The organism is Salinicola sp. MIT1003, assembly GCF_001858555.1.
Taxonomy (GTDB): domain Bacteria; phylum Pseudomonadota; class Gammaproteobacteria; order Pseudomonadales; family Halomonadaceae; genus Salinicola; species Salinicola salarius.
On sequence record NZ_MCAP01000020.1, the window covers coordinates 16,047 to 37,948 of the forward strand.

Sequence of the window (21,902 nt, forward strand, 5' to 3'; positions counted from 1 at the left end):
CCTGAAGTCTTCAGGATCGTCGATGGTTCTTTGACGGAGCATTACCGTGACAACCTTCGCGCCACCACAGTGGCAAGGTTTGATGACAACAGGATGACAAACGTCAAATCGAGTAACGATCTCGCCGTTTAGGGTAACGGCTCAGGATGTCATCTCGTCAGACACGACACGGCGCTTGAGCGCCCGGCCAGCCAGCACGCGAACGGCGATGTTGCCCAGTAGCGTGGCGCCCAGCATCGTCAGTACCGTCGGCCAGGCGCTGGCCAGTTCGAAGGCCCCCACCAGCGCCCCCGAGACGGCGCCGCAAGTAAACTGCAGACAGCCCTGTAACGCGGTCGCCGTCGCGCTCATGCGCGGGAAATGATCCAGCATCGACGACATCGCGTTGGGACTGATCAGCCCCTGCATGCCCACGAACACCACCATCAGCGGCGCCACGGTGAAGATGGAGTCCAGTCCTGTCGCCACCATGGCGACCAGCAGTAACCCCGCCGTGAGCTGGACCCCCAGCCCCAGGAGCAGGTTCTGCTGCGGCGTGCGCGTCTTCAGCAGCCGGATATTGAGCCGGCTGGACGACGCCATGATCAAAATGTTGGCGCCGAAGACGAAAGGATAGAGCGTGGTCGAAAGCCCGTAGTGCTCCATGTAGAGATAAGGAGAACCCGTGATGAACGCGAACATGCCGGCAAACGACATCGACACCGCACCGATATACCCCATCGCCTCGCGATGCCGAAGCACGCTGACGTAATTGCCGAGGATCTGGCGTGCCGAAGGCGCCTGCGGATCGCGTCCATGGGTCTCGGGAAGATAACGACCCAAAAGCCACAACACGAACGCGGCATAGACGGCGAGAAACAGGAAAATCAGCCACCAGTCCGTCAGGTGCAACAGCGCGCTACCGATGGCGGGTGCCACCAGCGGTGCCATCATCAGGATCATCACCATGGTGGACATCACCTTGGCTGCCTCGCGGCCACTGAACCGGTCGCGCACGATCGCCGCAGAGTTCACCACGCATGCTCCGCCGCCCAGCGCCTGCACGAACCGCCACCCCCACAGCGTCGCCAGCGAGCCCACCTGGGTCAGCGCCAGGCTGGCGATGAAGAAGACGCCCAGACCCAGCATCAACACCGGCTTGCGGCCAAATCGATCCGAGAGCGGCCCACAAATCAGCTGGCCCAGGGCAAAGCCGAGCAGAAAGACGCTGAGAGATAGTTCCGTGTGATGCACGCTGGCACCAATCGAAGCGGCCAGTGACGGCATCGCCGGCAGGTAGGCATCGATCGCCAGCGGCGCCAGTGCGGTATTGGCCGCGACCAAAAACGCCAGACGGCGTGCGCTCAAAGTCGTCACACTCTCTCCTTAATATTCCGGTGCCTCACTCCGATTTTCCTGCCGGAGACAAACTGGAAGGAACCCATGGAAAATCACGCAAAAAACGCCTTGCCAAAGCGGCAAGGCGCGAAGGTTCGAAACCCGATAGTCACAACATAACACTCGAAACAAGATCCTGAAGCGACCGCCGAAGGCTGTCCGGATCCGACTCGTGGCTAGTGCTTCTGCTACCGGCGTGGCAACTCGTCACGCTAGGAGCCCGATCGCGATCAGCCGCGCGATGGCGCGTTTGTGCGCTGTGACTCGAGCAGCTCGACGAACGGTTGAAACTCGTGCCGATTGTGCTCGCTCATGCGCATGAGGATGCGGTGGGCCTCGAGGATTCGCCGCTGGATGTCGTTTTCATCCGCCTCGACATGGGGCAGCTCGTCCAGTTCCGATGGCTCGGTCAGCGGAGCTTCCAGCAGCGTGAAATAACGCGCGAACCCCATCACGTCCAGCATGCGTCGCACGTCCGGATGTTCGGCGATGATCGTGGGTGGATCATCCAGCCGCCCCTGTACGGCCATTGCCACCTTGGCCAGAAAACCCAGCGCGGTCGAATCGACGTTGGTTGCCTCGCGCAGGTCGACCATCACCGCACGCAGCCCCGGCAGTTCCGCCAGGCGCTGGGCCTCGGCATCCAGGGTGGCACACAGCGTCAGCCGCACGTCACCGCACAGCTTGAGCACAAATACGCCCGACTCGAAGGCCGCCTTGATTCGCCCTTCAATCATGGTCGAAACCACTCAGTGTCATCATGCTGAGATCATCCGGCAGAGGATCCCCCAACGCCAACCCTTCCCTCAGATCGTCGACGCTGGTGCAGTGTGTCGTGCGGCGTTCGAGTTCCTTGAGCCGCGCGTCCAGTGACCCCGCCGGCAAACACTCGAGAATGCCGTCGGAGCAGAACCAGAGTCGAAACGACTCCGGCAAAGGACAACCATAGATGGGGTACTCGACATCGGGAAACAACCCCACGGGTGGCCCCTCGCCTCCTAGATAAGCGCTACGCCCCTCGGCCTGGAGGATCGGCATCGGCAACTGGGCGCCGAGCGCATAGTGCAGAAAACGACGCTCGTGGTCCAGTACCCCGGCAAAGACCGTCGCATGCTTGCCGATTCCGGTCTCGAGCAACTCGCGATTGAGCTCGCCCAACCATCGGGACGGAAACGCCTCCGGCAACAATGTGCGCCATTGGGCCAGCCAGCGGTTGCAGAGATACCGCAGAAGCACGGTAACGAACGCCGACGAGGAGCCGTGCCCGGCGACGTCGGCAAAGTAGAAGAAGCTGTAGCGGTCGTCGCAGCGCTGAAAGTCCAGAAAATCGCCCGACAGGTACAACGACGGCGCGAACCAGTAGTCACAGCGCACGCCGAGATGCGTAACGCCCTGGGGCGGCAGCAACTTGCGCTGCACATGGCCTCCCGCACGCTGATCGTCCCTCAGCATGGCGAGATGCTTCTCGAGACGTTCGTTGAGCGCCTCGAGCTCTGCCCGACTCTGGTTATGATCGCGCGACAGCCGATCCAGTTCCAGGGCTCGCTCGACCAGACGCCGCAGAATATCGGCATGCTTCAGCGGCTCGACCAGATAGTCGATCAGGCCTGCATCGAGCGCCTTGTGCAGATCGCCATCGCGACGACTCTCGCTGATCACGATGGTCGGACGCCCGACGGCGAGCTGTTCCCAGCCCTCGTGGGAGACGGCCCGCACATGCGCGACCACCAGATCGCAGTGCGCCGGCAAGGTCGAGACCGAGACGGCCACTCGCACCTCGACGTCGAGGCGAGAAAGCTCCTCGGCCAGCCGCTCGCGATCCGGCCCGGGCAGATCGATCAGCCCGATCACGGGCAACTCGTCCGACAGCGTATTGGACACGGGTCTACTCGGCGAAGTCGTCTTCACTATATTCGAAATCGTCACCGAAACCGCCGCTGGCGAACGGATCCTCCCCCGCCGCGCCGTTGGTGACCTCGAACTGCCGACGCTGGAGATAAGCGTCGCGAATGAAGCTGTAGCGATCCCCCTGAATCAACGCCTCCTGGTCGAGCAGGCTGGCACGCAGATCCACGTAGCGCAGGAAGGTCAGGCCGTAACGCCATTTATCCTCTTCCACATAGGTGACCGGATAGGTGTACATATCGACCGGCAGACCGCTGGTATCGCGAACGGTGCTCGGCCCCAGAATCGGCAGTACCAGGTAGGGGCCGGAATCGACACCCCAGACACCCAGCGTCTGGCCAAAGTCTTCCTCGTTTTCGTCCAGGCCCATTCGCGTGGCCGGGTCGAGAACGCCGCCGACGCCCAGAATGGTATTGACCAGGAAACGGCCGGACGCCACGCCAGCATTGCTCCATTGCCACTGGAGAATACTGTTGAAGACGGTACGGATCTCGCCCAGGTTGGAGAAGAAGTTACCGACACCATCCTGAACCGGATCCGGCGTGACCGTGTCGTAACCCTGGGCGATCGGTTTCAGCGCATAGCGGTCGAGCGTGTCGTTGAACTGATAGACGCCCCGGTTGAAGCCTTCCCAAGGGTCCTGAGGATTGGAATCCTGCCCCGTCGAGGCGCAGCCGCTCAACGCTGCAGCGACACAGACGCCGCCCAGCCAATGGATCGATTTCATTAACACGCATTCCCTTTACGCAGTATCACACTGCCCGCACTGTAGCCCGCACCGAAGGAACACACCACCCCCACGTCGCCCTCCTGCAGATCGTCTCGATGCAGGTGGAAAGCGATGATCGATCCTGCCGAGCTGGTATTGGCGTAGCGGTCGAGAATCACCGGCGCTTCCGTCTCCGAGGCTTCCCGCCCCAGCACTCGCTGCGCGATCAGGTCATTCATATGACGATTGGCCTGATGAAGCCACAGTTTCTTGACCGAATCTCCCGTTAGCGACTGACTCTCTAGATGATCGAGAATCAGCGAGGCGACCATCGGGCAGACCTCCTTGAACACTTTGCGCCCTTCCTGGACGAAAAGCTTGTCCAATGTCTGCGCAGATTCATCGGCGAGACGATTGAGAAACCCGAAATTATTGCGGATGGCATTGGAGAACTGGGTCACCAGACGCGTGCCGAGTACCGTGAAATGCTCGCGATCCTGAGCGAGATGGTCCGCCTCCAGCACGATGGCGGTGCAGGCATCGCCGAAGATGAAGTGACTGTCGCGGTCGCGGAAGTTGAGATGCGCCGAACAGATCTCGGGATTGACCACCAGCACCCGCTCCAGGCTGCCCGCACGAATCGCATTGGTCGCCATATCGATGGCGAACGTCGCGCTGGAGCACGCCACGTTCATGTCGAACGCATAGCCTCCGGCGCCCAGCGCGGCCTGAAGCTCGACCGCTACCGCCGGATAGGGTCGCTGGAGGTTGGAACAGGCGACGATGACCAGATCGAGCTGCTCGGCGCGGATACCGGCCGTGTCCAGCGCCTGGCGCGCGGCAGCCACTCCCATCTCGGCCTGGACCGAAAGCGTGTCGTTGGGCCGCTCGGGAATCCGCGGCCGCATCCGTTCAGGGTCCAGGATACCGCTGGCTTCCATCACGTAGCGGCTCTCGATACCCGACGCCTTGAGGATGAATGCCTCATTCGAGTGTGCCAGCGGCTCGCGTTCGCCGCGGGCAATCGCCTCCGCCTGTCGTGCATTCTCCGAGTCGACCCAGGCATTGAAGCTGACGACCAGTTCGGCGTTATCGATCGAATCCGGCGGCGTGAACAGGCCCGTCGCGGTAATCACGGCTTGCGTCATCGGCTACTACCTCCCGCGGCTCAGGCCGCTTCAGATCATTACGCGCATCCATGTGTAGCAGATGCAATAAGGCGACCGTCGGTCACACGGTCTGCCCGGTCATTTCCTGCCAGCGCCGCGTCAGGCGCTTCTCCGATACGCTTTCCAGCGTGCCCAACTGCTGGGCGAATAGCGAGACTCGCCACTCCTGCAGCCACCAGCCGAACTCGACCAGATCGGCGTCGACGATGCCGTCGCGATGGGTCTGCCGCTTTCGCGCGTCGACCCGCGCCTCCCAGGCCTGTACCTGCTGCATCGACAGCTGGTCCCGGCGCAGGTCCCGAGGTGCCTTCTCAAGCCGGATTTCCGCTGCCTGCATGTAGCGCGGATAATGCTTCAGCCAGGCACCGGCGTCGCGCACGAAGCCGGGATAGACGAGCCGCTGCATCTGGGCCTTGAGATCACTGTAGGTCAGAGCCAGCGCCAGCGTGACATTGCCCTTGAGCGCCTTGGTCACTGCCAGGTGCCCCTGCAACGCCTTGTGCAGGTCTTCCAGCAGCGACTCGGCATACGCGACCAGCTCGCCACGCCAGCTTTCGAGACGGGCATCGAACGCCTCTCGGGACCGCGGCAGCGGATCGGCGGCCACGGTCTGCGCCAGGCAGGCGTCGATCACATCGCGCGCCAGCTGCTCCTGACTGCCGACCTTGGCGAACAGCAGCGCGCACTGCTTGAGCTTCGGCAGCTCCCGCTGGATATAGCGCACCGTATCGGGAAGCCGACGGCGGGCCAGTTGCACCAGTCCGTCGCGATGCGCCGTCGCCGCCCGCTCGGCATGATCGAACCAGGCGACAGTCAGGTCGTCACCGTCAGCCACCAGCGCCGGATAGACTTCCACCTGAATGCCGGCCTGACGAGTCGTGCGAGAATCCGGCAGGGCCGCTTCCGGAAGATCGTCGAGACGTTCGGCGCTTTCCCGTGGCGTTTCCGCCAGCGCCCTGGCACCCGCCGCCGCCGCCTCGCCGAAGCGCTTCTGCAGGGCGTACAGGTCGCGCCCTTCTCCCAGCACCTTGCCGTGGTGATCGACCACGCGAAGATTCATGAGCAGATGCGGATCGAGCTGATCGAGACGCCAGGCAGACGCCTCCAGGCGCGTGCCGGTCTTGATTCGCAGGAACTCTCCCAGCGCCTCCTCGACCGGGCGCTCGTCCGGCGTCAAGGTCGCCAGCGCAGCGTCGACCCAGTCCGGAATCGGCACGACCTGGCGGCGCATCGCCTTGGGCAGCGCCTTGAGCAGCGCGATGCACTTCTCGCGCAGCAGGCCCGGCACCAGCCAGCTCAAGCGACCTTGCGGCAACTGGGCGAGCATCACGGCGGGCACGGTCAGGGTGACACCGTCATCGCTGGCACCCGGGGCGAAGTGATAGCTCAGCGGGTAGCGAACGCCGTTGAACACGAGTTCGTCCGGGTACTGCTCGACGCTGACGTCGTCGGCCTCCCGCGCCATCAACGATGCCTTGTCCAGCTTGAGAATATCCGGCGTGTCCCGCTCGGCCTGCTTGCGCCAGTTCTCGAAGCTGCGCCCACCGGCGACGTCCGCAGGGACCCGCTCGTCATAGAAGGCGAACAGCGTCTCTTCGTCGATCAGGATGTCGCGCTTGCGTGCCCGATCCTCGAGCTCCTCGACCTCGGCGACCATCGCCCGGTTGTGCGCGAAGAACGCGGCCCTGGTCTGATAATCTCCCTCCACCAGCGCGCGCCGCAGAAAGATCTCGCGCGCTTCTTCCGGCGCCACCTTGGCGTAATCCACGCGGCGACCGGTCACGATCGGCAAGCCGAAGAGCGTGACCTGCTCCAGCGCCACCACCTGGGCTCGCTTGCGCTCCCAATGCGGTTCGCTATAGCTGCGCTTGATCAGATGGGCCGCCTGTGGTTCGATCCACTCCGGCTTGATTCTGGCCACGTCACGGGCATAGAGGCGGCTGGTCTCCACCATTTCACCGGCCATGGCCCACTTGGGCGGCTTGCGCGAAAGTCCCGATGCCGGATGAATCAGGAAGCGCCGGTTCCTGGCGCCGAGGAATTCGCGGCTTTCCGGCTGCAACTGCCCCAGGTTGGAGAGCAACCCGGACAGCAGAGCCTGATGCAGACGTTGCGTATCGATCCGGGGCAGCTTGGCGGCCTCCGCCGATACCGAGTCGCCGGAGCCACTGTCGGCCGGCCGTGACGGCTCGTCGTCATCGGGTTGCACGGCGCTTGTCAGCTCGAGCTTCATCTCGCGGGTCAACTGACGCAACTGGCGATAGGTATCGTGCCATTCGCGCAGCCGCAGATAATTCAGATACTGTTCGCGGCACCAGCGTCGCAGCTGGTTGCTCGACAGCGTCTCGCGCATGACATCGAAGCCATGCCACAGGTTGAGCCAGGCGACGAAGTCGGAGTTGGGGTCTTCCCACTGCTTGTGGCGCTGATCGGCGGCCTGGCGCTTTTCCGCCGGCCGCTCGCGGGGGTCCTGCGTCGCCAGCGCACTGACCACGATCAGCACTTCGCGCAGGCACTGGAAACGTTCCCCCGCCAGCACCATCCGCGCCAGTCGCGGATCGATCGGCAACCGCGACAGCTGCCGCCCCAGGCCGGTGATTCGCTCGGCGTCATCCACCGCTCCCAGTTCGAACAGCAGCCGATAGCCATCCTTGACGAAACGGGCATCCGGCGCATCGACGAACGGGAAGTCGAACACGTCGCCCAGCTTGAGCGACAACATCGACAGGATCACCGAGGCCAGGTTGGTGCGCTGAATCTCGGGCTCGGTGAACTCGGGGCGGGAAAGGAAATCCTCTTCGCTGTAGAGCCGAATGCAGACCCCTTCGGCGACACGCCCGCAGCGCCCCTTGCGCTGATTGGCGCTGGCCTGGCTGACCGGTTCGATCGGCAGGCGCTGGACCTTGGCCCGCGCGCTGTAGCGGCTCATGCGGACCAGGCCGGGATCGATCACGTAGCGTATCCCGGGCACGGTCAGCGAAGTCTCGGCGACGTTGGTGGAAAGCACGATCCGCCGGCCGGCGTGCGACTGGAACACCCGGTTCTGTTCGGCGTTGGAGAGTCGCGCATACAGCGGCAGGATCTCGGTGCTCTTGAGATCGGCGCGCCGCAGCACGTCGGCAGTTTCACGAATGTCCCGTTCGCCGGGCAGAAAGATGAGGATATCGCGCGGGCCGCTGTACCAGCGCTTTTCGCGTTCGATGCGCTCAACTTCTTCGACCGCGGCCAGGATCCCCTCCTGCAGCGTCAGGTCCTCTTCCTCCCGGGATTCGCGTACCAACGGCCGATAATGCACCTCCACCGGATACGCCCGCCCGGAGACTTCCACCACCGGTGCCGGCTGGGTCTTGCCGTCGCGCTCGATGGCGAAATGCCGCGACAGACGCTCGACGTCGATGGTCGCCGACGTGATGATCACCTTGAGATCGGGCCGGCGGGCCGTCAGCCGCTTGAGATAGCCCAGCAGGAAGTCGATGTTGAGGCTGCGCTCGTGAGCTTCATCGATGATGATCGCCTCGTAGCGCATGAGATCGGGGTCGTGCTGCGTCTCGGCCAGCAGAATGCCGTCGGTCATCAGCTTGACCAGGGTGTCGTCGCTGCTCTGATCGGTGAAGCGCACCTGATAGCCGACCTGCTCGCCCAGCGGCACCTCGAGTTCCTCGGCCAGGCGCGAAGCCACCGAGCGCGCCGCCAGCCGGCGTGGCTGGGTATGACCGATCATGCCCCGACGCCCCAGGCCCAGTTCCAGGCAGAGCTTGGGTAACTGCGTAGTCTTGCCGGAGCCGGTCTCGCCGGCCACGACCACGACCTGATGCTCGCGCAGCGCTTCGAGAATCGTCTCGCGCCTGGCAGCCACCGGCAGCGATTCCGGGTAGTCCAGCGTCACCGGCTGGCTCCGGCGACGCGCGAGCACCTCGCTGGAGGCGGCCAGCCGCGACTCGATCTCCTTCAGCGACCGGTCGATCGGCTTGCCGTCACGGGCACGCCGAGCCAGACGCCGGAGCCGCTGGCGCTGCTCGTGGGCGTCACGCAGCAGACAGCCATCCAGGCGAGTTTCCAGATCATTCAGGGCTTGCAGCGAGGGGGAAGCGATAGCGCTCAAAGAGATCCTCTACGTCGGCGAGATAACGACAGAAACGGGCCGCCACCAAAGGCGATGGCGAACCCGTCATTATAGCGCCGTCGGCGGATCAACTCACGTCCGAGGAGGATCGGCGTTCCGTCGGTGGCGTATCGCCGGCCTGCCGGGACGGCGCGGATTCGCTACCCGCCGACTCGTCGCGCAGCTCCCGACGCAGCACCTTGCCCACGTTGCTCTTGGGCAGCTCGTCACGCAGCTCCACGAACTTGGGCACCTTGTAGCCGGTCAGTTCCTGTTTGCACCACTGGCGTAATGCCTGCGGGTCGAGACTGTCGTTGCGCGCCACCACGAACAGCTTGATGGCTTCTCCGGTCTCCTCGTCGGGGACCCCCACCGCCGCGGCCTCGACGACATCGGGATGGCCCGCGACGACCTCCTCGATCTCGTTGGGATAGACGTTGAATCCGGAGACCAGAATCATGTCCTTCTTGCGATCGACGATCTTGACGTAGCCGTCGTCGAGTATCACCGCCATGTCGCCCGTACGCAGCCAGCCGTCGGCATCCAGCGTTCTGGCCGTGTCTTCCGGGCGGTTCCAGTAGCCCTTCATGACCTGCGGACCCTTGACGCAAAGCTCGCCGCGCTCGCCAAGCGGCAATGCCCGCCCATCATCATCAATGACCTTGATCGAGGTGCCGGGTACCGGCTTGCCGATGGTGCCGATCTGCGTCGCCTCGGGCGGATTGACCAGCGCGATGGGCGAGGTTTCGGTCAGGCCGTAACCTTCGACGATGCCATTACCGGTGGTCTGCTCCCATCGCTGTGCCACCGTATGGGTCAACGCCATGCCGCCGGAAATCGTCATCTTGAGGCCGGAAAAATCGAGCGCCTTGAAGTCGTCGCGCTGACAGAGCGCATTGAACAAGGTATTGAGCCCCACGAATACCGTGAAAGGCGTCCTGGACAGCGTCTTGACGAATCCGGGGAGATCACGAGGATTGGGGATCAGAACGTTGTGCTGCCCGGTGACCATCGCGAACAGGCAATTCACCGTGAAGGTGTAGATGTGATAGCAAGGCAGCGGCGCGATGATCGTCTCCTCCCCCTCGACCAGCGCCTTGCCGACCACCTGCTTGGTCTGCAGCATGTTGGCGATCAGGTTGCGGTGGGTCAGCATCGCGCCCTTGGCGACACCGGTGGTGCCGCCGGTGTACTGCAACGCGGCCACGTCGTCGCCGCGGCTGGCGACCACCTTCACCTGATGGCGGCTGCCAACGGAGAGCGTATGCCGGAAACCGATCGAACCGGGAAGCGAATAGGCAGGCACCAGCTTCTTGACGTACCGCACCACGCCATTGATCAGCGACCTCTTCGGCCAGGGATGGAGATCCGCCATCTCGGTCACGTAGACATGGCGGATATCGGTCTGATCGACCACCTTCTCCAGCTTGTGGGCCATGTTGGCCAGCACCACTACTGCCTTGACACCGGCATCACGAAACTGATGACGCATCTCGCGCTCGGTGTAGAGAGGGTTGGTATTGACGACCACCAGCCCGGCACGTAGCGCACCGAACACCGCCACCGGAAACTGCAGCACGTTGGGCAACTGGATCGCGATCCGGTCGCCGGGCTCCAGGTCGGTTTCCTGCTGCAGCCAGGCGGCGAAGTCGCCGGAAAGCCGATCGACGTCACGGTAGCTCAAGGTGTGACCCAGGCAACTGAAGGCCGGATGGTCGACGAATCGGCGGCACGCCTCGGCGATGATGTCGTTGATCGACTCGAACGCCTCCATGCCCTCCAGCGGCGCTCCCGTTTCGATGCACGGGCTGACGCTGTCGCTCATAGGATCTCCTTGATTCGTGTCGGTTACTCGACCTTATAACAGGATCGGACCAGCGAGGCGCTGCCACCAAGGTTGTAAGGGAACCGCAAACCGTCGTCCGGGCAATATCACCGCACGCTGGCTCGGTCTAGACCGAGGGTTCCTCGCGCCGCGCCAGGCGTCGCCGTTTCGCCGCTCGCCGCCAGCGTAGCAGCATCCACAGCAGCAAAAGCGCCGCAACGACGATCCACGTCACCGGGCGCTGAGCGTAGGTTTCCACGTACGGCCTGGCCAGCCGCCACCCCTGCTGGGCTTTGCCGACGGCGATATCGGCCATCTGCGAAGGGGTCAATCCATCGCCGAAGTCGTTACCGTCATCGGCATCTGCACTATCTTCCTGCTGGCGCGACTCGCTGACGATGCCCTGCTCGAGTTCGGCACCGCTCAAGCCTACCGCGGCGTCGGGATTGAGACGCACCACCGGGAGATCGAGATGCAACGTGCGGCCATCCAGCTGCGCCTCAGCGGTGATCCTGACCGGCAACGACTCGTTGGGATCCGTCTGCGGCACGGCGATCGTCCATTCCCGGTCACCGGTCTGGCGTATGTCGAGCGAACGACCGGTGAGGCTTGCGCTCAGCCGGGTATTGTCGACGTTGAGATCCGGGTGATTGGCACGCACCACGATCCGGGAGCCATCCTCGCTCAGCACCGCGCTCAGGGCAGCGACCACGTTCACCGGCTGCACCTGCTGGCGGATCATGCGCTCGCTGCGCGCCGTGATGGTCAGGCGTGCGTTGCCCAACTGATCGGCGCCCGGCAGCTCGCCACGGAAGTGATCCGCGGACGAGGCCAGCGCCGTCTCGGCGAGCGTCGCGCCGTCGAGATCGCGCAATTCGGCGCGCACGCTCAGCCCCGCCGGGCGCTCGTCGGCGGTCAGCGTCCGGCCTTCCGAAGCCAGCCAGACATCCAGCGGTGTCGAAAATCCCTGATAGAGCGTCGCCGGCAGCGGCTCGCTGCGCAGCACGGTATCGGCGTGGATACCGATACGACTGTCGGCACCGATATCGCCTTCGATCTGCCACTCGCCCGGGGCGGGGTCGGGCACGGTGATCAGGTCGTAGCGGTCGCTGCTCAGCCACTCCACGGAACCCGGGTGATCATCGCGGGAATAACGCTGCCCGTCGGGGCCGATCAGAACCGGCGAGTCGACGCCCGGCGCGTGGAACAGCAAGGCATTGAACTCGTCGATATCGTCATCGACGCGAAAGCGCTGTCTATCGTCGATGGGCACCTGATCGCCCGGCAGGATGCGGTCGAGAACATCCAGGAAGGCCCGTAGCAGCTCTTCGGGCGTCTCGGCCACGGCCGCCAGCCCACCGGTGGTCTGCGCGACCTGCTCGAGCAGCGGCAGGTCGACATTGTTGGAGAGCGCGATGGGATGCACGACGACCCCGCGCGCGGCGAGGTCCGGCGCCAGTTCATCGATGATGCGCTGGCGTGAAGCGCTGTCACGCTGCGCCTTGTCGCTGCCGGAAGCCGGCAGATCGACCATGCCGTCGGTCAACAGGATCAGATGCCGATTGCCGCTGTCCGGCGTCGCACTCGCCGTCTGCCGCAGCGCGCGTTCGATGTCCGTGAACTGCTGATAGTCGGTCAACTGCGAAGCCATGCTTCCGGCCTGCTCCCGCCAGGCATCGACGACTTCGCCACTCGGCAGCGGGTTGGCGACGGTGGTCCCGAAGGTCCAGATCGATCCTCGTGCACTGGGAGGCAGCAAGGTCGCGGCGAAACTCAGTGCATTGGCGCGCAGGTTGCCGGGATCGTTCTGTTTCATGCTTCCGGACACGTCGATGACCATCCGCACGTCCGGCGCCGTCTGCGCCAGCGCCCAGCCAGGAGATATCCCCGCCGCCAATATCAGAATCAACAACAACGCACGCATTTTTCGCTTCCTTTCGAAATACACGTCAGAACGAGATCACTTCACCCGAAAAAACTTCGGATCAGTTGACTACCGGCTCGCGACGGGTCCGCTCTTTCGCTCGCGGCGCTGGCCCCGCCTGCGGCGTATTCCGCTTTCCTCCTCGCGGCCCGTCGTCAGCATCGTCTCCATCGCGGCGGCGAGCCAACAATCGCCACGCTACCAGACCCAACGCCGCCCCTATCGCGACACCTGCAAGCAATAGCGGCATTGCGCCGGCGACCTGGCCGCCATCGTGCTGGAGTACGCCCACCGCCATGACCACGATGGCCGGTGCCAGGCCGGAATAGGTCTCTCCCGGTTCCAGCAACGGCAGCGAGAATGGCGCCACCATCCACAGCCCACCGGCGACGACGCCCACTAATACGAGACGCGGCAGTAGCGGCAGCAGTCGCACACCCAGATAGCCAGTGATCAGAACGACCAGAGACAGCACGCCATAACTCAGCCAGAGTTGCGGCAGGGAATCGGAAAACAGCATGGTAATGACTCTCGATTCATACGATTTGGGACATGGTACACTTCAAGTCGGTAAAGCACAGCCGCACCGCTATCCGACGTGACATGCGGCTCCCCCGCCGCACGGCCTTCCTGGCGTGACAGACGGCAATCGGCCCCCTGCATTGTCGAAGCGCGATTGTCGGAAGTATCCTTTTTCGACGTTGACGCACCCTTTTTCGATGTCATTGAAACAGCCTGCCCGAAAGGACCTTTCCTCGACCCATGCCCCGCTCGCAGACGACACAAACACCGCCCGTCGCTCACTTTCGCCGTAGCGACGATCCCGACTGGCACTGGCTGGAATCCCGCGATGATCCGCAGGTCAAGGCATTCCTGCGCGCGGCCAATCGTGAAAGCGATGCTTTCTTTGCTCCGCTGAAAGCGCTGGAAGATGCCCTCTACGACGGGCACCTGGCGCGCCGGGAACTCAAGGTCACCGGTTTGCCGACGACGCTCGAACGATTCCGCTACTGGAGCGAAACGGCCGCCGATGCCGACTATCCTTTGTGGTGGCGCCAGGCCAGGGACGGCGATACCGCGCCCGAGCTGCTGCTGGACCTGGAAGCTCGTTCCCAGGCCCACGACTTTCTCGAACTGGGCGACATGGCGATCTCGTCAGACGAACAGTGGCTGGCCTGGACCGAAGACGCCAGCGGCAACGAATATTTCGATCTCTACCTGAAGCGGCTGCCGGACGGCGAACCGCAACGGCTACGCAGGCGCATCGGGCCGGATCTGGTGTGGGCGGAGGATAACCGGACGTTGCTGTTCACGCGTTACGATGCCACGCAGCGCCCCGCCAGCGTGTGGCTTCTGCGGCCAGAGGACGATCACTGCCAGAAAATTTTCGAGGAAGCGGATGTCGAGTTCTGGGTGGGGCTGGGCAAGACACGCTCCCGCCAGTGGCTGGTACTGGAGACCGCCTCGAAAGACACCTCGGAGTGCCATCTGATCCCGGCGACAGCGCCCCGGACCGCGCCGGCATGCGTCCGGCCGCGGGAGACCGGCGTCGAGTACACGCTGGAGCATCGCGACGACGTCTTTTACGTGCTGCACAACCGCGACGGCTCGCATTTCCGCCTGGATACGGCCCCCGTCTCGCAATCCGATTCATGGACACCGCTGGTCCCGCACCGTGAGGACGTCACGCTCGAGGGCGTCGATGCCTTTTCCTGGGGTGTGGTCGTCACCGAGCGGGATCATCACGAAGCCCAGGTCTACCTGCGCGTCATCGAGCGAAGCGAAGCCGATCCGGCCAGGAACGCTGCCGGAGCCGGCGGGCTACCGGGTAGCCGGCTTCCCCTTCCCGAAGCCCCCTGTAGCCTGGCGCTCGGCGACACGCCGGATTTCCATACCCGCAAGCTGCTTCTGCGCGAAGAGTCGTTCACCCTGCCGGTGCGCTGGGTAGAGCACGACCTCGACAGCGGGGAACAGCGTGTACTCAAGACACAGCCGCTGTATGGCGACCTGCAGCCGGACGACCTGGTCTGTCGGCGACTGTGGGCCGAAGGCCACGACGGCGAGCGCATTCCCGTTTCCGTCGTGGCCCGAGCCGACAGACTCGGCCAGGTCCCGATGCCGACACTGCTCTACGGCTACGGCGCGTACGGCGAAGTGCTCGACCCCTGGTTCTCGATTGCTCGCCTGGAACTGCTCTCTCGTGGCGTCGCATTCGCCGTCGCCCACGTGCGCGGCGGCGGCGATCGGGGCGAACCCTGGTATCTGGCGGGCAAGCTGGAGCACAAGGAAAACAGTTTCAGGGACTTTCTCGCGGCGCGTCAGGCACTGGTCGCCGAAGGAATCGCCGACCCCGAACGCATCGCGGCTTATGGCGCCAGCGCCGGCGGTTTGCTGGTCGGCGCCAGCCTCAACCTCGAGCCGGAGGCGTTCTGCGCGGCGGTACTGGACGTGCCTTTCGTCGACGTGCTGCGGACCATGGAAAATCCGGACCTGCCCCTCACCACGGCGGAGTACACGGAGTGGGGGAATCCGGACGAACCGGCCGTACGGCGACGCATCCGCGATTACTCGCCGCTGGACAACCTGACCGCACAGCCCTACCCCAGCGTCCTGCTGCAGGGCAGCTGGCACGATTCGCGGGTGCCCTACTGGGAGCCGGCCAAGCTCTACGCACGCATGACGGAACTCGACAGCGCACGTGGCCCGGTCCTTCTGCGTACCGATATGGCCGCCGGTCACGGTGGCGCGTCAGGGCGATTCAAGGCATGGCGAGACAACGCCCGCCAGGACGCCTTCATCCTGTGGGCACTGGGACGAGACGCCGTCTGACGCGTGCGAAGGGCACACCGGAGGACGCCGGCGGGAGGAGTGACATCCTCCCGATCCGGCTGAGGGTTCAACGTTGCTCGTCGAGAGGGATGATGTCGATGATGTGCTCTTCATAGTCGGCATCATCGACCTCGGTTTCGCTGACGGCGAAATGGCGAACGCTCATCTTGCGCTCGTGCATGCGGCGGTCGCTGCCGCTGCGTAACGGATGCCAGCTGGCCAGTTTGCGCCCCTCGGCGAGACGCCGGTAGGCACAGCTGTGCGGCAGCCAGTGAAACTGGTCCAGGTTCTCCAGACTCAACTGGGTACACTCGGGGACCCGCTCGAAACGATGCGCATAGTCGCTGCAGCGGCAACTGCCGATGTCCAGCAGCCGGCAGGCCACGTTGAGAGTGGCGACGTCTCCCGTATCGGCGTCTTCCATCTTGACCAGACAGCACTTGCCACAGCCATCGCACAACGCCTCCCACTCCTGCTGGGTCAGCTCCTCCAGGGGGAACCGCTCCCAGAATCGCTCACGCATACGACTCTCCTCGCCGTGGCTCACGGCCGCCTCGGAAGAATGGGACTCACGGTCGACCAGGATCATTCATCCCGCCGGGTGAACAGATCCAGCATTTCGGGATCCTTGGGCGGCGGCATCTGCAGATAGAACCCCTGCTCCCGGATCGCCGCCATGACCTTGACCACATCGACCCGCGCCAGCGGCCGCTCGGGCCGCAGCAACAGCGTCATCACCGGAATCGGTCGACCGAATTGCTCGTGCAGCGCCTGGGGCACCGGCGCCATGCCGCGCGCCTTGTCGAGATAGAGATACATTTCATCCCGTCGCGAGCTTTTGACGATCTCGCAGATGAGCCTGGCGGTATCGTTCATCACGCGGCTTCCTGCTCGGCAAGCGCCTGCTTCCAGCCGGCCGATAGCTGCTGTCCGCGCCATCCGGTCGGCAACGGCAAATCCAACTGCCTGAGATGCGCAGTGACCACCGCCTCCATTTCCGCCCGGTTGGAGAGCCGTTCGGGTGCCAGCCCCAATGCTTCGGCACGGGACTGCACGACCTGCTTCAACGCCTTGAAGCGGCACTTGAAGGCAGGAGACGTCGGCACCGGCAGCGGCTCGCAGAGTTCGGACGCCTCCCGGTGCCGTGCCGTCTTGACCAGCGCCAGCATCGCGTCCCCTTCCCGCTTGACGAGACTCGGTGTCACGCCATCGACGGCGGCCAGTTCATACCGGTTGCTCGGCATGGCCTCGGCGATCGCGTAGAGCACGCTATCCTTGGCCAGCCAGCCCCGCGGCACATCCCGACGCCGCACTTCGGTTTCGCGCCAGGCGGTCAGTTCCCGATACGCTTCGACCTGCCGGGGCTGCAGGCGCCACAGCTGGCGATGGCGGGTGTACCACTGCTCGCCGGCGGCAGCGTTGCGGCCCTGGCTCAACGCCTCGCATTCTTCCTCGAACCAGCGCTCGCGTCCCAGCGTCGCCAACGCCTGGCGCTGCTGCTCCCAGATCACCGGAAGATAGACGACATCGAGAGCGGCATAATCGAGCTGAGCCGGTGTGAGCGGGCGCTCGAGCCAGTTGGAACGCGTCTCCTCCTTGGGCAGATCGACGCCGCAACGCTGCGCGACCAGGCGTCGATAGCCCATGGCCGGGTCGGCGCCAAGGAAGGATTCGGCGATCTGCGTATCGACCAGCGGAGCCACCGTCACTCCTGCCCATAGTGCCAGCACGTCGAGATCCTCGCTGCAGGCGTGGATCAGTTTCGGCGGGCCGGCGCTCAGCAGCTGCCGCAAATCGTCGCTTGCCGTGATCGCCTGAGGATCGATCAGATAGACGATTTCCCCGGCGGTCAGCTGGATCAGCGCCGGCACGGGAAAAAAGCTCGACTCCCGGAAGAACTCGGTATCCAGGGCGACGAGATCCGCCGTGGTCAACGCCTCGCAAGCGGCCTGCAATCCTTCCGGGGTGTCGACCCAACACAGCGAATAGTCAAAACTCATTCAGTTCCCTCTCGGCCAGTCACATGGCCGGCGTTACGAAAAATCGGAGCGAAGACTCGGCGGGCAAGCCACCGATGCCCTTACTCGTAGGAAAACGGCTGGCGCCCCTGGAACGCCCGGCTGAGCGTGCCGCCATCGACATACTCCAGCTCGCCGCCCATCGGGACGCCATAGGCCAGCCGGGAGAGCTTGGCCTCCCGCCCGACCAGGTGCTCGGCGATGTAATGCGCGGTGGCCTCCCCCTCCACGGTCGGGTTGGTCGCCAGAATGATCTCGCTGACCGTCTCTCGGGAGAGCCGGGACTCCAGCTGGTCCAGGCCGATATCGTCGGGGCCGATGCCGTCGAGCGGCGACAGATGACCATGCAGCACGAAATACTGGCCGCGAAATCCGCCCGCCTGCTCGATCGCCAGCATGTCGGCCGGCGACTCGACCACGCACAGCAGGGCCGAGTCGCGCCGGGAATCCTGGCAGACGCCGCACAGCGCCTCTTCGGTCAGCGTACGGCATCGCTCGCAGTACCCAACCTTCTCGATCGCCTGGACCAGCGCTTCCGAGAGCCGCCGTCCGCCCTCGCGATCACGCTCCAGCAGATGGAGCGCCATCCGCTGTGCGGTCTTCGGCCCGACCCCCGGCAGCACGCGCAGGCTGTCCAGTAACTGCTCGACAAGCGGTGAAAAGCTCATCAGAACGGCATCTTCATCCCGGGCGGCAGATTGAGTCCGGAAGAGACTTCTTCCATGCGCGCCTTCGACTGGGTCTCGACCTTGCGTGACGCGTCGTTGACGGCAGCCGCCAGCAGGTCTTCCAGCAGTTCCTTGTCTTCCTGCATCACGGAAGGATCGATCTCGACGCGGCTGACGTCATGGCGGCCATTCATGGTCACCTTGATCATGCCGGCGCCAGCTTCGCCCAACACTTCCATCTGGGCGATCTCTTCCTGAGCCTGCTGCATCTTTTCCTGCATTTCCTGGGCCTGCTTCATCAGATTGCCCATGCCACCCTTGAACATGACGAACTCCTTCGAGATTGGGAATGCTTTGCGAAATCATGGATTTGCGAAATCGGGATGCCCGGTCGGGATCACACGCGATCGGCGGTTACGCTCCCTTCCATCAGCCGAGCGCCGAAACGCGCTTCCAGCTCCTGGATATGCGGGTCGACACGCAAGGCTTCAACGGCGCGTGCGTGACGTTCGCGTGCCTCGCGGTCACGCTTGGCCTTGGCCGTCTCGCGGCTGCCGTCCAGTTCGGCAACGCTGATCTCGAGCCGACGCGTGTAACCGAGGCCAGCCAACGCCTTGGTGATGCGCTCGATATGCAGATCGGAGAGCATGGCCGACTGTCCGGGGTCCAGCGTCACCCTCAGCGCACTGCCATCGTCATGCTCGATGACGCAGTGAGCCGCGAGATTGCGCGTGAGACCGCCAATATCGAGCTGATCGAAGCGCTCCAGCCATAGCGCGTGCGTGAGCTGACCGGCATCCGCCGGCGAGTCCTGTGTCGCCGCCGGGCTGTCGGTCTCGGCCATCGGCGCTTCGGCCATCGCCGGCACCGCATCCGCTTCGACGGCGGCTGTCGATCCGTCAGCCGGTGCATGATCCGTGTCGGCTGGTGCAATGTCACCTTGAACACCGTCACCTTGAACACCGTCACCCTGAACAACGTCGCTTTGAACACCGTCACTTTGAAAGTCTGGCCGGGCCGGTTGCGATGCCCGCTCGACCGGAGCGGAGGTCGGCGCCGTATCGTCCGCGAAGCCGGCGGTCGGCGAGTCGCCGAGTTCGGGTGCCGAGGCCCCTTCTGCTTCGGCCGCCCAGGCGTAGGCCTCGTCGCTGAAACCGGCCTGATCGTCGAAACGGCTGGCGTCCTCGGAATCGCTGGCATCACCGGTAGCCGCGCTACCCGACTCGGCCGCGACGGCGACTCTCTCGTCCGGCCTCGCGCTCGGCTCCGGCGACGCCGCTTCCGGGACGATATCAACCGCGGGAGCTTTAGCTTGGGATGCCTCGGTCTCGGTAGCCCAGGGCGGGCGGTCCTCTTCGAAATCGGAGGACGCGGGCGGCTCGGCCGGGGAAGACGAAGGGGGATCGGCAGGTTCCGCGAACTGAGCCTGATGCTCGACCGGCGCCGACGATGCCGCAGCGGTTGGCTCCGGCGCGGTCACCGGCGCAGGAGCGATGCTGGCAGCCTGCGGCGCCTCCGCCGTCGATGTGGCCGGCGTCCGATGCACGTCGCTCGGCGACCCGCCGCCTTGCTGGGCACCTTTGCGCAAGGGCAGGTCAGTCTGCGGTGGCGTCGGTACACCCTGGGGCCGGAAAGCCAGCATGCGCAGCAGCGTCATCTCGACCGCCGCGCGGGTATCCGGTGCGTTATCGATATCGCCTCGGCCCTGCAGCGCGATCTGGTAGTAGAGCTGCACGTCTTCCGCGGTGAAGCGTCCGGCCAGCGCCAGCAGCTCGTCACGATCGCCATGGCCGTTGTCCAGTGCGCCGGGAACCATCTGGGCGATCGCCAGGCGATGCATCAGCCCGGATAGCTCGTCGAGCACGCCGGCGAAATCCGGCCCCTGCTCCGCCAGGGCGGCCACTTCGGCCAGCAGCCGCTCGGCATCGACGTCCGCCAGTGCCTCGGCCAGCGCAATCAGATGCGCATGATCCAGCGTGCCAAGCATGGCGGCCACGTCTTCCCGGCGCACTTCGCCCTGTCCGAAAGCGATGGCCTGGTCGGTCAGACTCATGGCATCCCGCATCGAGCCGTCGGCGGCTTTGCCGAGCAGCCATAGCGCCTGCGGATCGAAGGCCACCTGCTCGGCTTCGAGAACCCGGGTCAGATGCTCGACCACCCGCTCCGGCGGCATGTTCTTGAGCGTGAACTGCAGGCAGCGCGACAGCACCGTCACCGGCAGCTTCTGCGGATCGGTGGTCGCCAGCAGAAACTTGACGTGCGGCGGCGGCTCTTCCAGCGTCTTGAGCAGCGCGTTGAAACTGTGCGTCGAAAGCATGTGCACCTCGTCGATGAGGTACACCTTGTAGCGCCCCTGGGTCGGCGCGTACTGGACGTTGTCCAGCAGTTCGCGAGTGTCTTCCACCTTGGTACGCGACGCGGCATCGACCTCGATCAGATCGACGAAGCGGCCGCTATCGATATCGCGGCAGGTCTCGCACTGGCCACAGGGCTGGGAGCCCACGCCCTGCTCGCAATTGAGGCACTTGGCGAGAATTCGCGCCAGCGTCGTCTTGCCGACACCGCGAGTCCCGGTAAACAGATAGGCGTGGTGTAGTCGCCCCTGGTCGAGCGCGTTGACCAGCGCACGGCTGACATGCTCCTGGCCGACCAGTTCGTGGAAGGTACGCGGGCGCCATTTACGGGCCAGAACCTGGTAACTCATGCGGCGCGATACTCCTCGCAGATAGGCTCGCGGCTGGACGTGATCGTCAGCAATCGGCACGCCACGATCGAAACATCGTAGTCAGCGTCGATAATCCTGAAATGATCGGGCTATTCTAGCAGGGCCGAGAGAAAACTGACGAGGCGGGAGGCAGCGACTTAGTCGCCGAATTCAGGGCGGGCCAAATTGAGCAGGACCAGAAATGGAGGCGGCCCCTACCAGCCACATCCCGGCACACGCGGCCACCACTACCGTTGCTCCCTTCCGGGCCTGGCGGGGTTTGCGGTTTAGCGTTGCGGGAGGACCGGTAAGGGCCACCATAGCTCGATTCATCGATGACACGATGAAATCGAAGTCCGACAAAGCCTGTACCATCAAGACGTTGCCGAGCGAGCGGCACTATAACAGCGTCATCGCTTTGCGGCAACCGGGAAGGCTTCTAGAGTGCTTCGAAAAGAAAGCACTTCGACATGAGAGCACCTCGAAAAGAATGGCGGCGAACCTCTGCGCCATTCGCCGAGAACGAAAAAGCCCCGCCGTTTCCAACGAGCGGGGCATGGAACAGGTCAACTTTCGGCTCAGCCGACCTTTTCCTTGGCCGCCTGCATGCGGCGACGCAGAATCGGCCCCACGACCACCGGCAGCAGCAGCCCGATGATGGCCACCAGCCAC

Annotated in this window: 16 protein-coding genes and 1 other RNA gene; 1 reads left to right on the forward strand and 16 read right to left on the reverse strand. The window is 64.2% G+C overall.

Features of this window, described 5'->3' with window-relative positions; all coding sequences use genetic code 11:
* Positions 1 to 141 precede the first annotated feature (141 nt).
* The 9 genes from BC443_RS09635 to BC443_RS09675 form a co-directional block, all read right to left on the reverse strand.
* Positions 142 to 1,356, reverse strand: a complete 1,215-nt coding sequence (locus BC443_RS09635; protein WP_071231622.1) for a Bcr/CflA family multidrug efflux MFS transporter — start codon at positions 1,354 to 1,356, stop codon at positions 142 to 144.
* Between the two features lie 251 nt (positions 1,357 to 1,607).
* The gene (locus BC443_RS09640; protein WP_071231623.1) at positions 1,608 to 2,114 is read right to left on the reverse strand and encodes an STAS domain-containing protein; all 507 of its coding nucleotides are present in this window, start codon (positions 2,112 to 2,114) and stop codon (positions 1,608 to 1,610) included.
* Positions 2,107 to 3,258, reverse strand: a complete 1,152-nt coding sequence (locus BC443_RS09645; protein ID WP_244179914.1) for a response regulator — start codon at positions 3,256 to 3,258, stop codon at positions 2,107 to 2,109. Before BC443_RS09645 ends, BC443_RS09640 begins: the two co-directional genes overlap by 8 nt.
* A gap of 4 nt (positions 3,259 to 3,262) precedes the next feature.
* Complete coding sequence (locus BC443_RS09650) at positions 3,263 to 4,009, reverse strand: VacJ family lipoprotein (protein WP_071231624.1); 747 nt, start codon at positions 4,007 to 4,009, stop codon at positions 3,263 to 3,265.
* Positions 4,009 to 5,139, reverse strand: coding sequence for a beta-ketoacyl-ACP synthase III (locus tag BC443_RS09655; RefSeq protein ID WP_071231625.1), 1,131 nt, complete (start codon positions 5,137 to 5,139; stop codon positions 4,009 to 4,011). The genes BC443_RS09650 and BC443_RS09655 overlap by 1 nt, the downstream gene beginning before the upstream one ends.
* 82 nt (positions 5,140 to 5,221) lie before the next feature.
* The gene (gene hrpA, locus BC443_RS09660) at positions 5,222 to 9,253 is read right to left on the reverse strand and encodes an ATP-dependent RNA helicase HrpA (protein WP_247643255.1); all 4,032 of its coding nucleotides are present in this window, start codon (positions 9,251 to 9,253) and stop codon (positions 5,222 to 5,224) included.
* Positions 9,254 to 9,350: 97 nt separating this feature from the next.
* Positions 9,351 to 11,087: an AMP-binding protein gene (locus tag BC443_RS09665; RefSeq protein WP_071231627.1), complete on the reverse strand. Its 1,737-nt coding sequence runs from the start codon at positions 11,085 to 11,087 to the stop codon at positions 9,351 to 9,353.
* Between the two features lie 127 nt (positions 11,088 to 11,214).
* Entirely contained in the window at positions 11,215 to 13,011 is a 1,797-nt protein-coding gene (locus tag BC443_RS09670) for a VWA domain-containing protein (RefSeq protein ID WP_071231628.1), read from the reverse strand.
* A gap of 61 nt (positions 13,012 to 13,072) precedes the next feature.
* Positions 13,073 to 13,531: a hypothetical protein gene (locus BC443_RS09675; protein WP_071231629.1), complete on the reverse strand. Its 459-nt coding sequence runs from the start codon at positions 13,529 to 13,531 to the stop codon at positions 13,073 to 13,075.
* 242 nt (positions 13,532 to 13,773) lie between these two features.
* Between BC443_RS09675 and BC443_RS09680 the strand changes: the two genes are divergently transcribed.
* Positions 13,774 to 15,840 (forward strand): prolyl oligopeptidase family serine peptidase, encoded by a 2,067-nt coding sequence (locus BC443_RS09680; RefSeq protein ID WP_071231630.1) that lies wholly within the window; start codon positions 13,774 to 13,776, stop codon positions 15,838 to 15,840.
* Positions 15,841 to 15,907: 67 nt separating this feature from the next.
* On the opposite strand, the gene BC443_RS09685 is transcribed toward BC443_RS09680, so the two are convergent.
* From BC443_RS09685 to ffs, 7 genes are all read right to left on the reverse strand, one after another.
* Positions 15,908 to 16,363 (reverse strand): YcgN family cysteine cluster protein, encoded by a 456-nt coding sequence (locus BC443_RS09685; protein WP_071231642.1) that lies wholly within the window; start codon positions 16,361 to 16,363, stop codon positions 15,908 to 15,910.
* Positions 16,364 to 16,425: 62 nt separating this feature from the next.
* Positions 16,426 to 16,716 carry a YcgL domain-containing protein gene (locus BC443_RS09690; protein WP_071231631.1) on the reverse strand — a complete coding sequence of 97 codons (291 nt, stop codon included), beginning with the start codon at positions 16,714 to 16,716 and terminating at the stop codon, positions 16,426 to 16,428.
* A complete protein-coding gene (locus tag BC443_RS09695; protein WP_071231632.1) occupies positions 16,716 to 17,840 on the reverse strand; it encodes an HRDC domain-containing protein in 1,125 nt (374 codons plus the stop codon). Before BC443_RS09695 ends, BC443_RS09690 begins: the two co-directional genes overlap by 1 nt.
* Before the next feature lie 80 nt (positions 17,841 to 17,920).
* A complete protein-coding gene (gene recR, locus BC443_RS09700; RefSeq protein ID WP_071231633.1) occupies positions 17,921 to 18,526 on the reverse strand; it encodes a recombination mediator RecR in 606 nt (201 codons plus the stop codon).
* Complete coding sequence (locus BC443_RS09705) at positions 18,526 to 18,852, reverse strand: YbaB/EbfC family nucleoid-associated protein (protein WP_071231634.1); 327 nt, start codon at positions 18,850 to 18,852, stop codon at positions 18,526 to 18,528. The genes recR and BC443_RS09705 overlap by 1 nt, the downstream gene beginning before the upstream one ends.
* 71 nt (positions 18,853 to 18,923) lie before the next feature.
* The gene (dnaX, locus tag BC443_RS09710) at positions 18,924 to 21,230 is read right to left on the reverse strand and encodes a DNA polymerase III subunit gamma/tau (protein ID WP_071231635.1); all 2,307 of its coding nucleotides are present in this window, start codon (positions 21,228 to 21,230) and stop codon (positions 18,924 to 18,926) included.
* A gap of 213 nt (positions 21,231 to 21,443) precedes the next feature.
* Positions 21,444 to 21,540: signal recognition particle sRNA small type (gene ffs / locus BC443_RS09715), an RNA gene on the reverse strand.
* Positions 21,541 to 21,902: the final 362 nt, after the last annotated feature.

Excerpts from the sequence above, each read along its gene's own strand:
- BC443_RS09680 (WP_071231630.1), top strand. The coding sequence starts at position 13,774 with ATGCCCCGCTCGCAGACGACACAAACACCGCCCGTCGCTCACTTTCGC.
- BC443_RS09655 (WP_071231625.1), bottom strand. The coding sequence starts at position 5,139 with ATGACGCAAGCCGTGATTACCGCGACGGGCCTGTTCACGCCGCCGGAT.
- BC443_RS09695 (WP_071231632.1), bottom strand. The coding sequence starts at position 17,840 with ATGAGTTTTGACTATTCGCTGTGTTGGGTCGACACCCCGGAAGGATTG.
- BC443_RS09640 (WP_071231623.1), bottom strand. The coding sequence starts at position 2,114 with ATGATTGAAGGGCGAATCAAGGCGGCCTTCGAGTCGGGCGTATTTGTG.
- BC443_RS09690 (WP_071231631.1), bottom strand. The coding sequence starts at position 16,716 with ATGAACGATACCGCCAGGCTCATCTGCGAGATCGTCAAAAGCTCGCGA.
- BC443_RS09705 (WP_071231634.1), bottom strand. The coding sequence starts at position 18,852 with ATGTTCAAGGGTGGCATGGGCAATCTGATGAAGCAGGCCCAGGAAATG.
- recR (WP_071231633.1), bottom strand. The coding sequence starts at position 18,526 with ATGAGCTTTTCACCGCTTGTCGAGCAGTTACTGGACAGCCTGCGCGTG.
- BC443_RS09675 (WP_071231629.1), bottom strand. The coding sequence starts at position 13,531 with ATGCTGTTTTCCGATTCCCTGCCGCAACTCTGGCTGAGTTATGGCGTG.
- BC443_RS09650 (WP_071231624.1), bottom strand. The coding sequence starts at position 4,009 with ATGAAATCGATCCATTGGCTGGGCGGCGTCTGTGTCGCTGCAGCGTTG.
- dnaX (WP_071231635.1), bottom strand. The coding sequence starts at position 21,230 with ATGAGTTACCAGGTTCTGGCCCGTAAATGGCGCCCGCGTACCTTCCAC.
- BC443_RS09685 (WP_071231642.1), bottom strand. The coding sequence starts at position 16,363 with ATGCGTGAGCGATTCTGGGAGCGGTTCCCCCTGGAGGAGCTGACCCAG.
- BC443_RS09670 (WP_071231628.1), bottom strand. The coding sequence starts at position 13,011 with ATGCGTGCGTTGTTGTTGATTCTGATATTGGCGGCGGGGATATCTCCT.
- BC443_RS09665 (WP_071231627.1), bottom strand. The coding sequence starts at position 11,087 with ATGAGCGACAGCGTCAGCCCGTGCATCGAAACGGGAGCGCCGCTGGAG.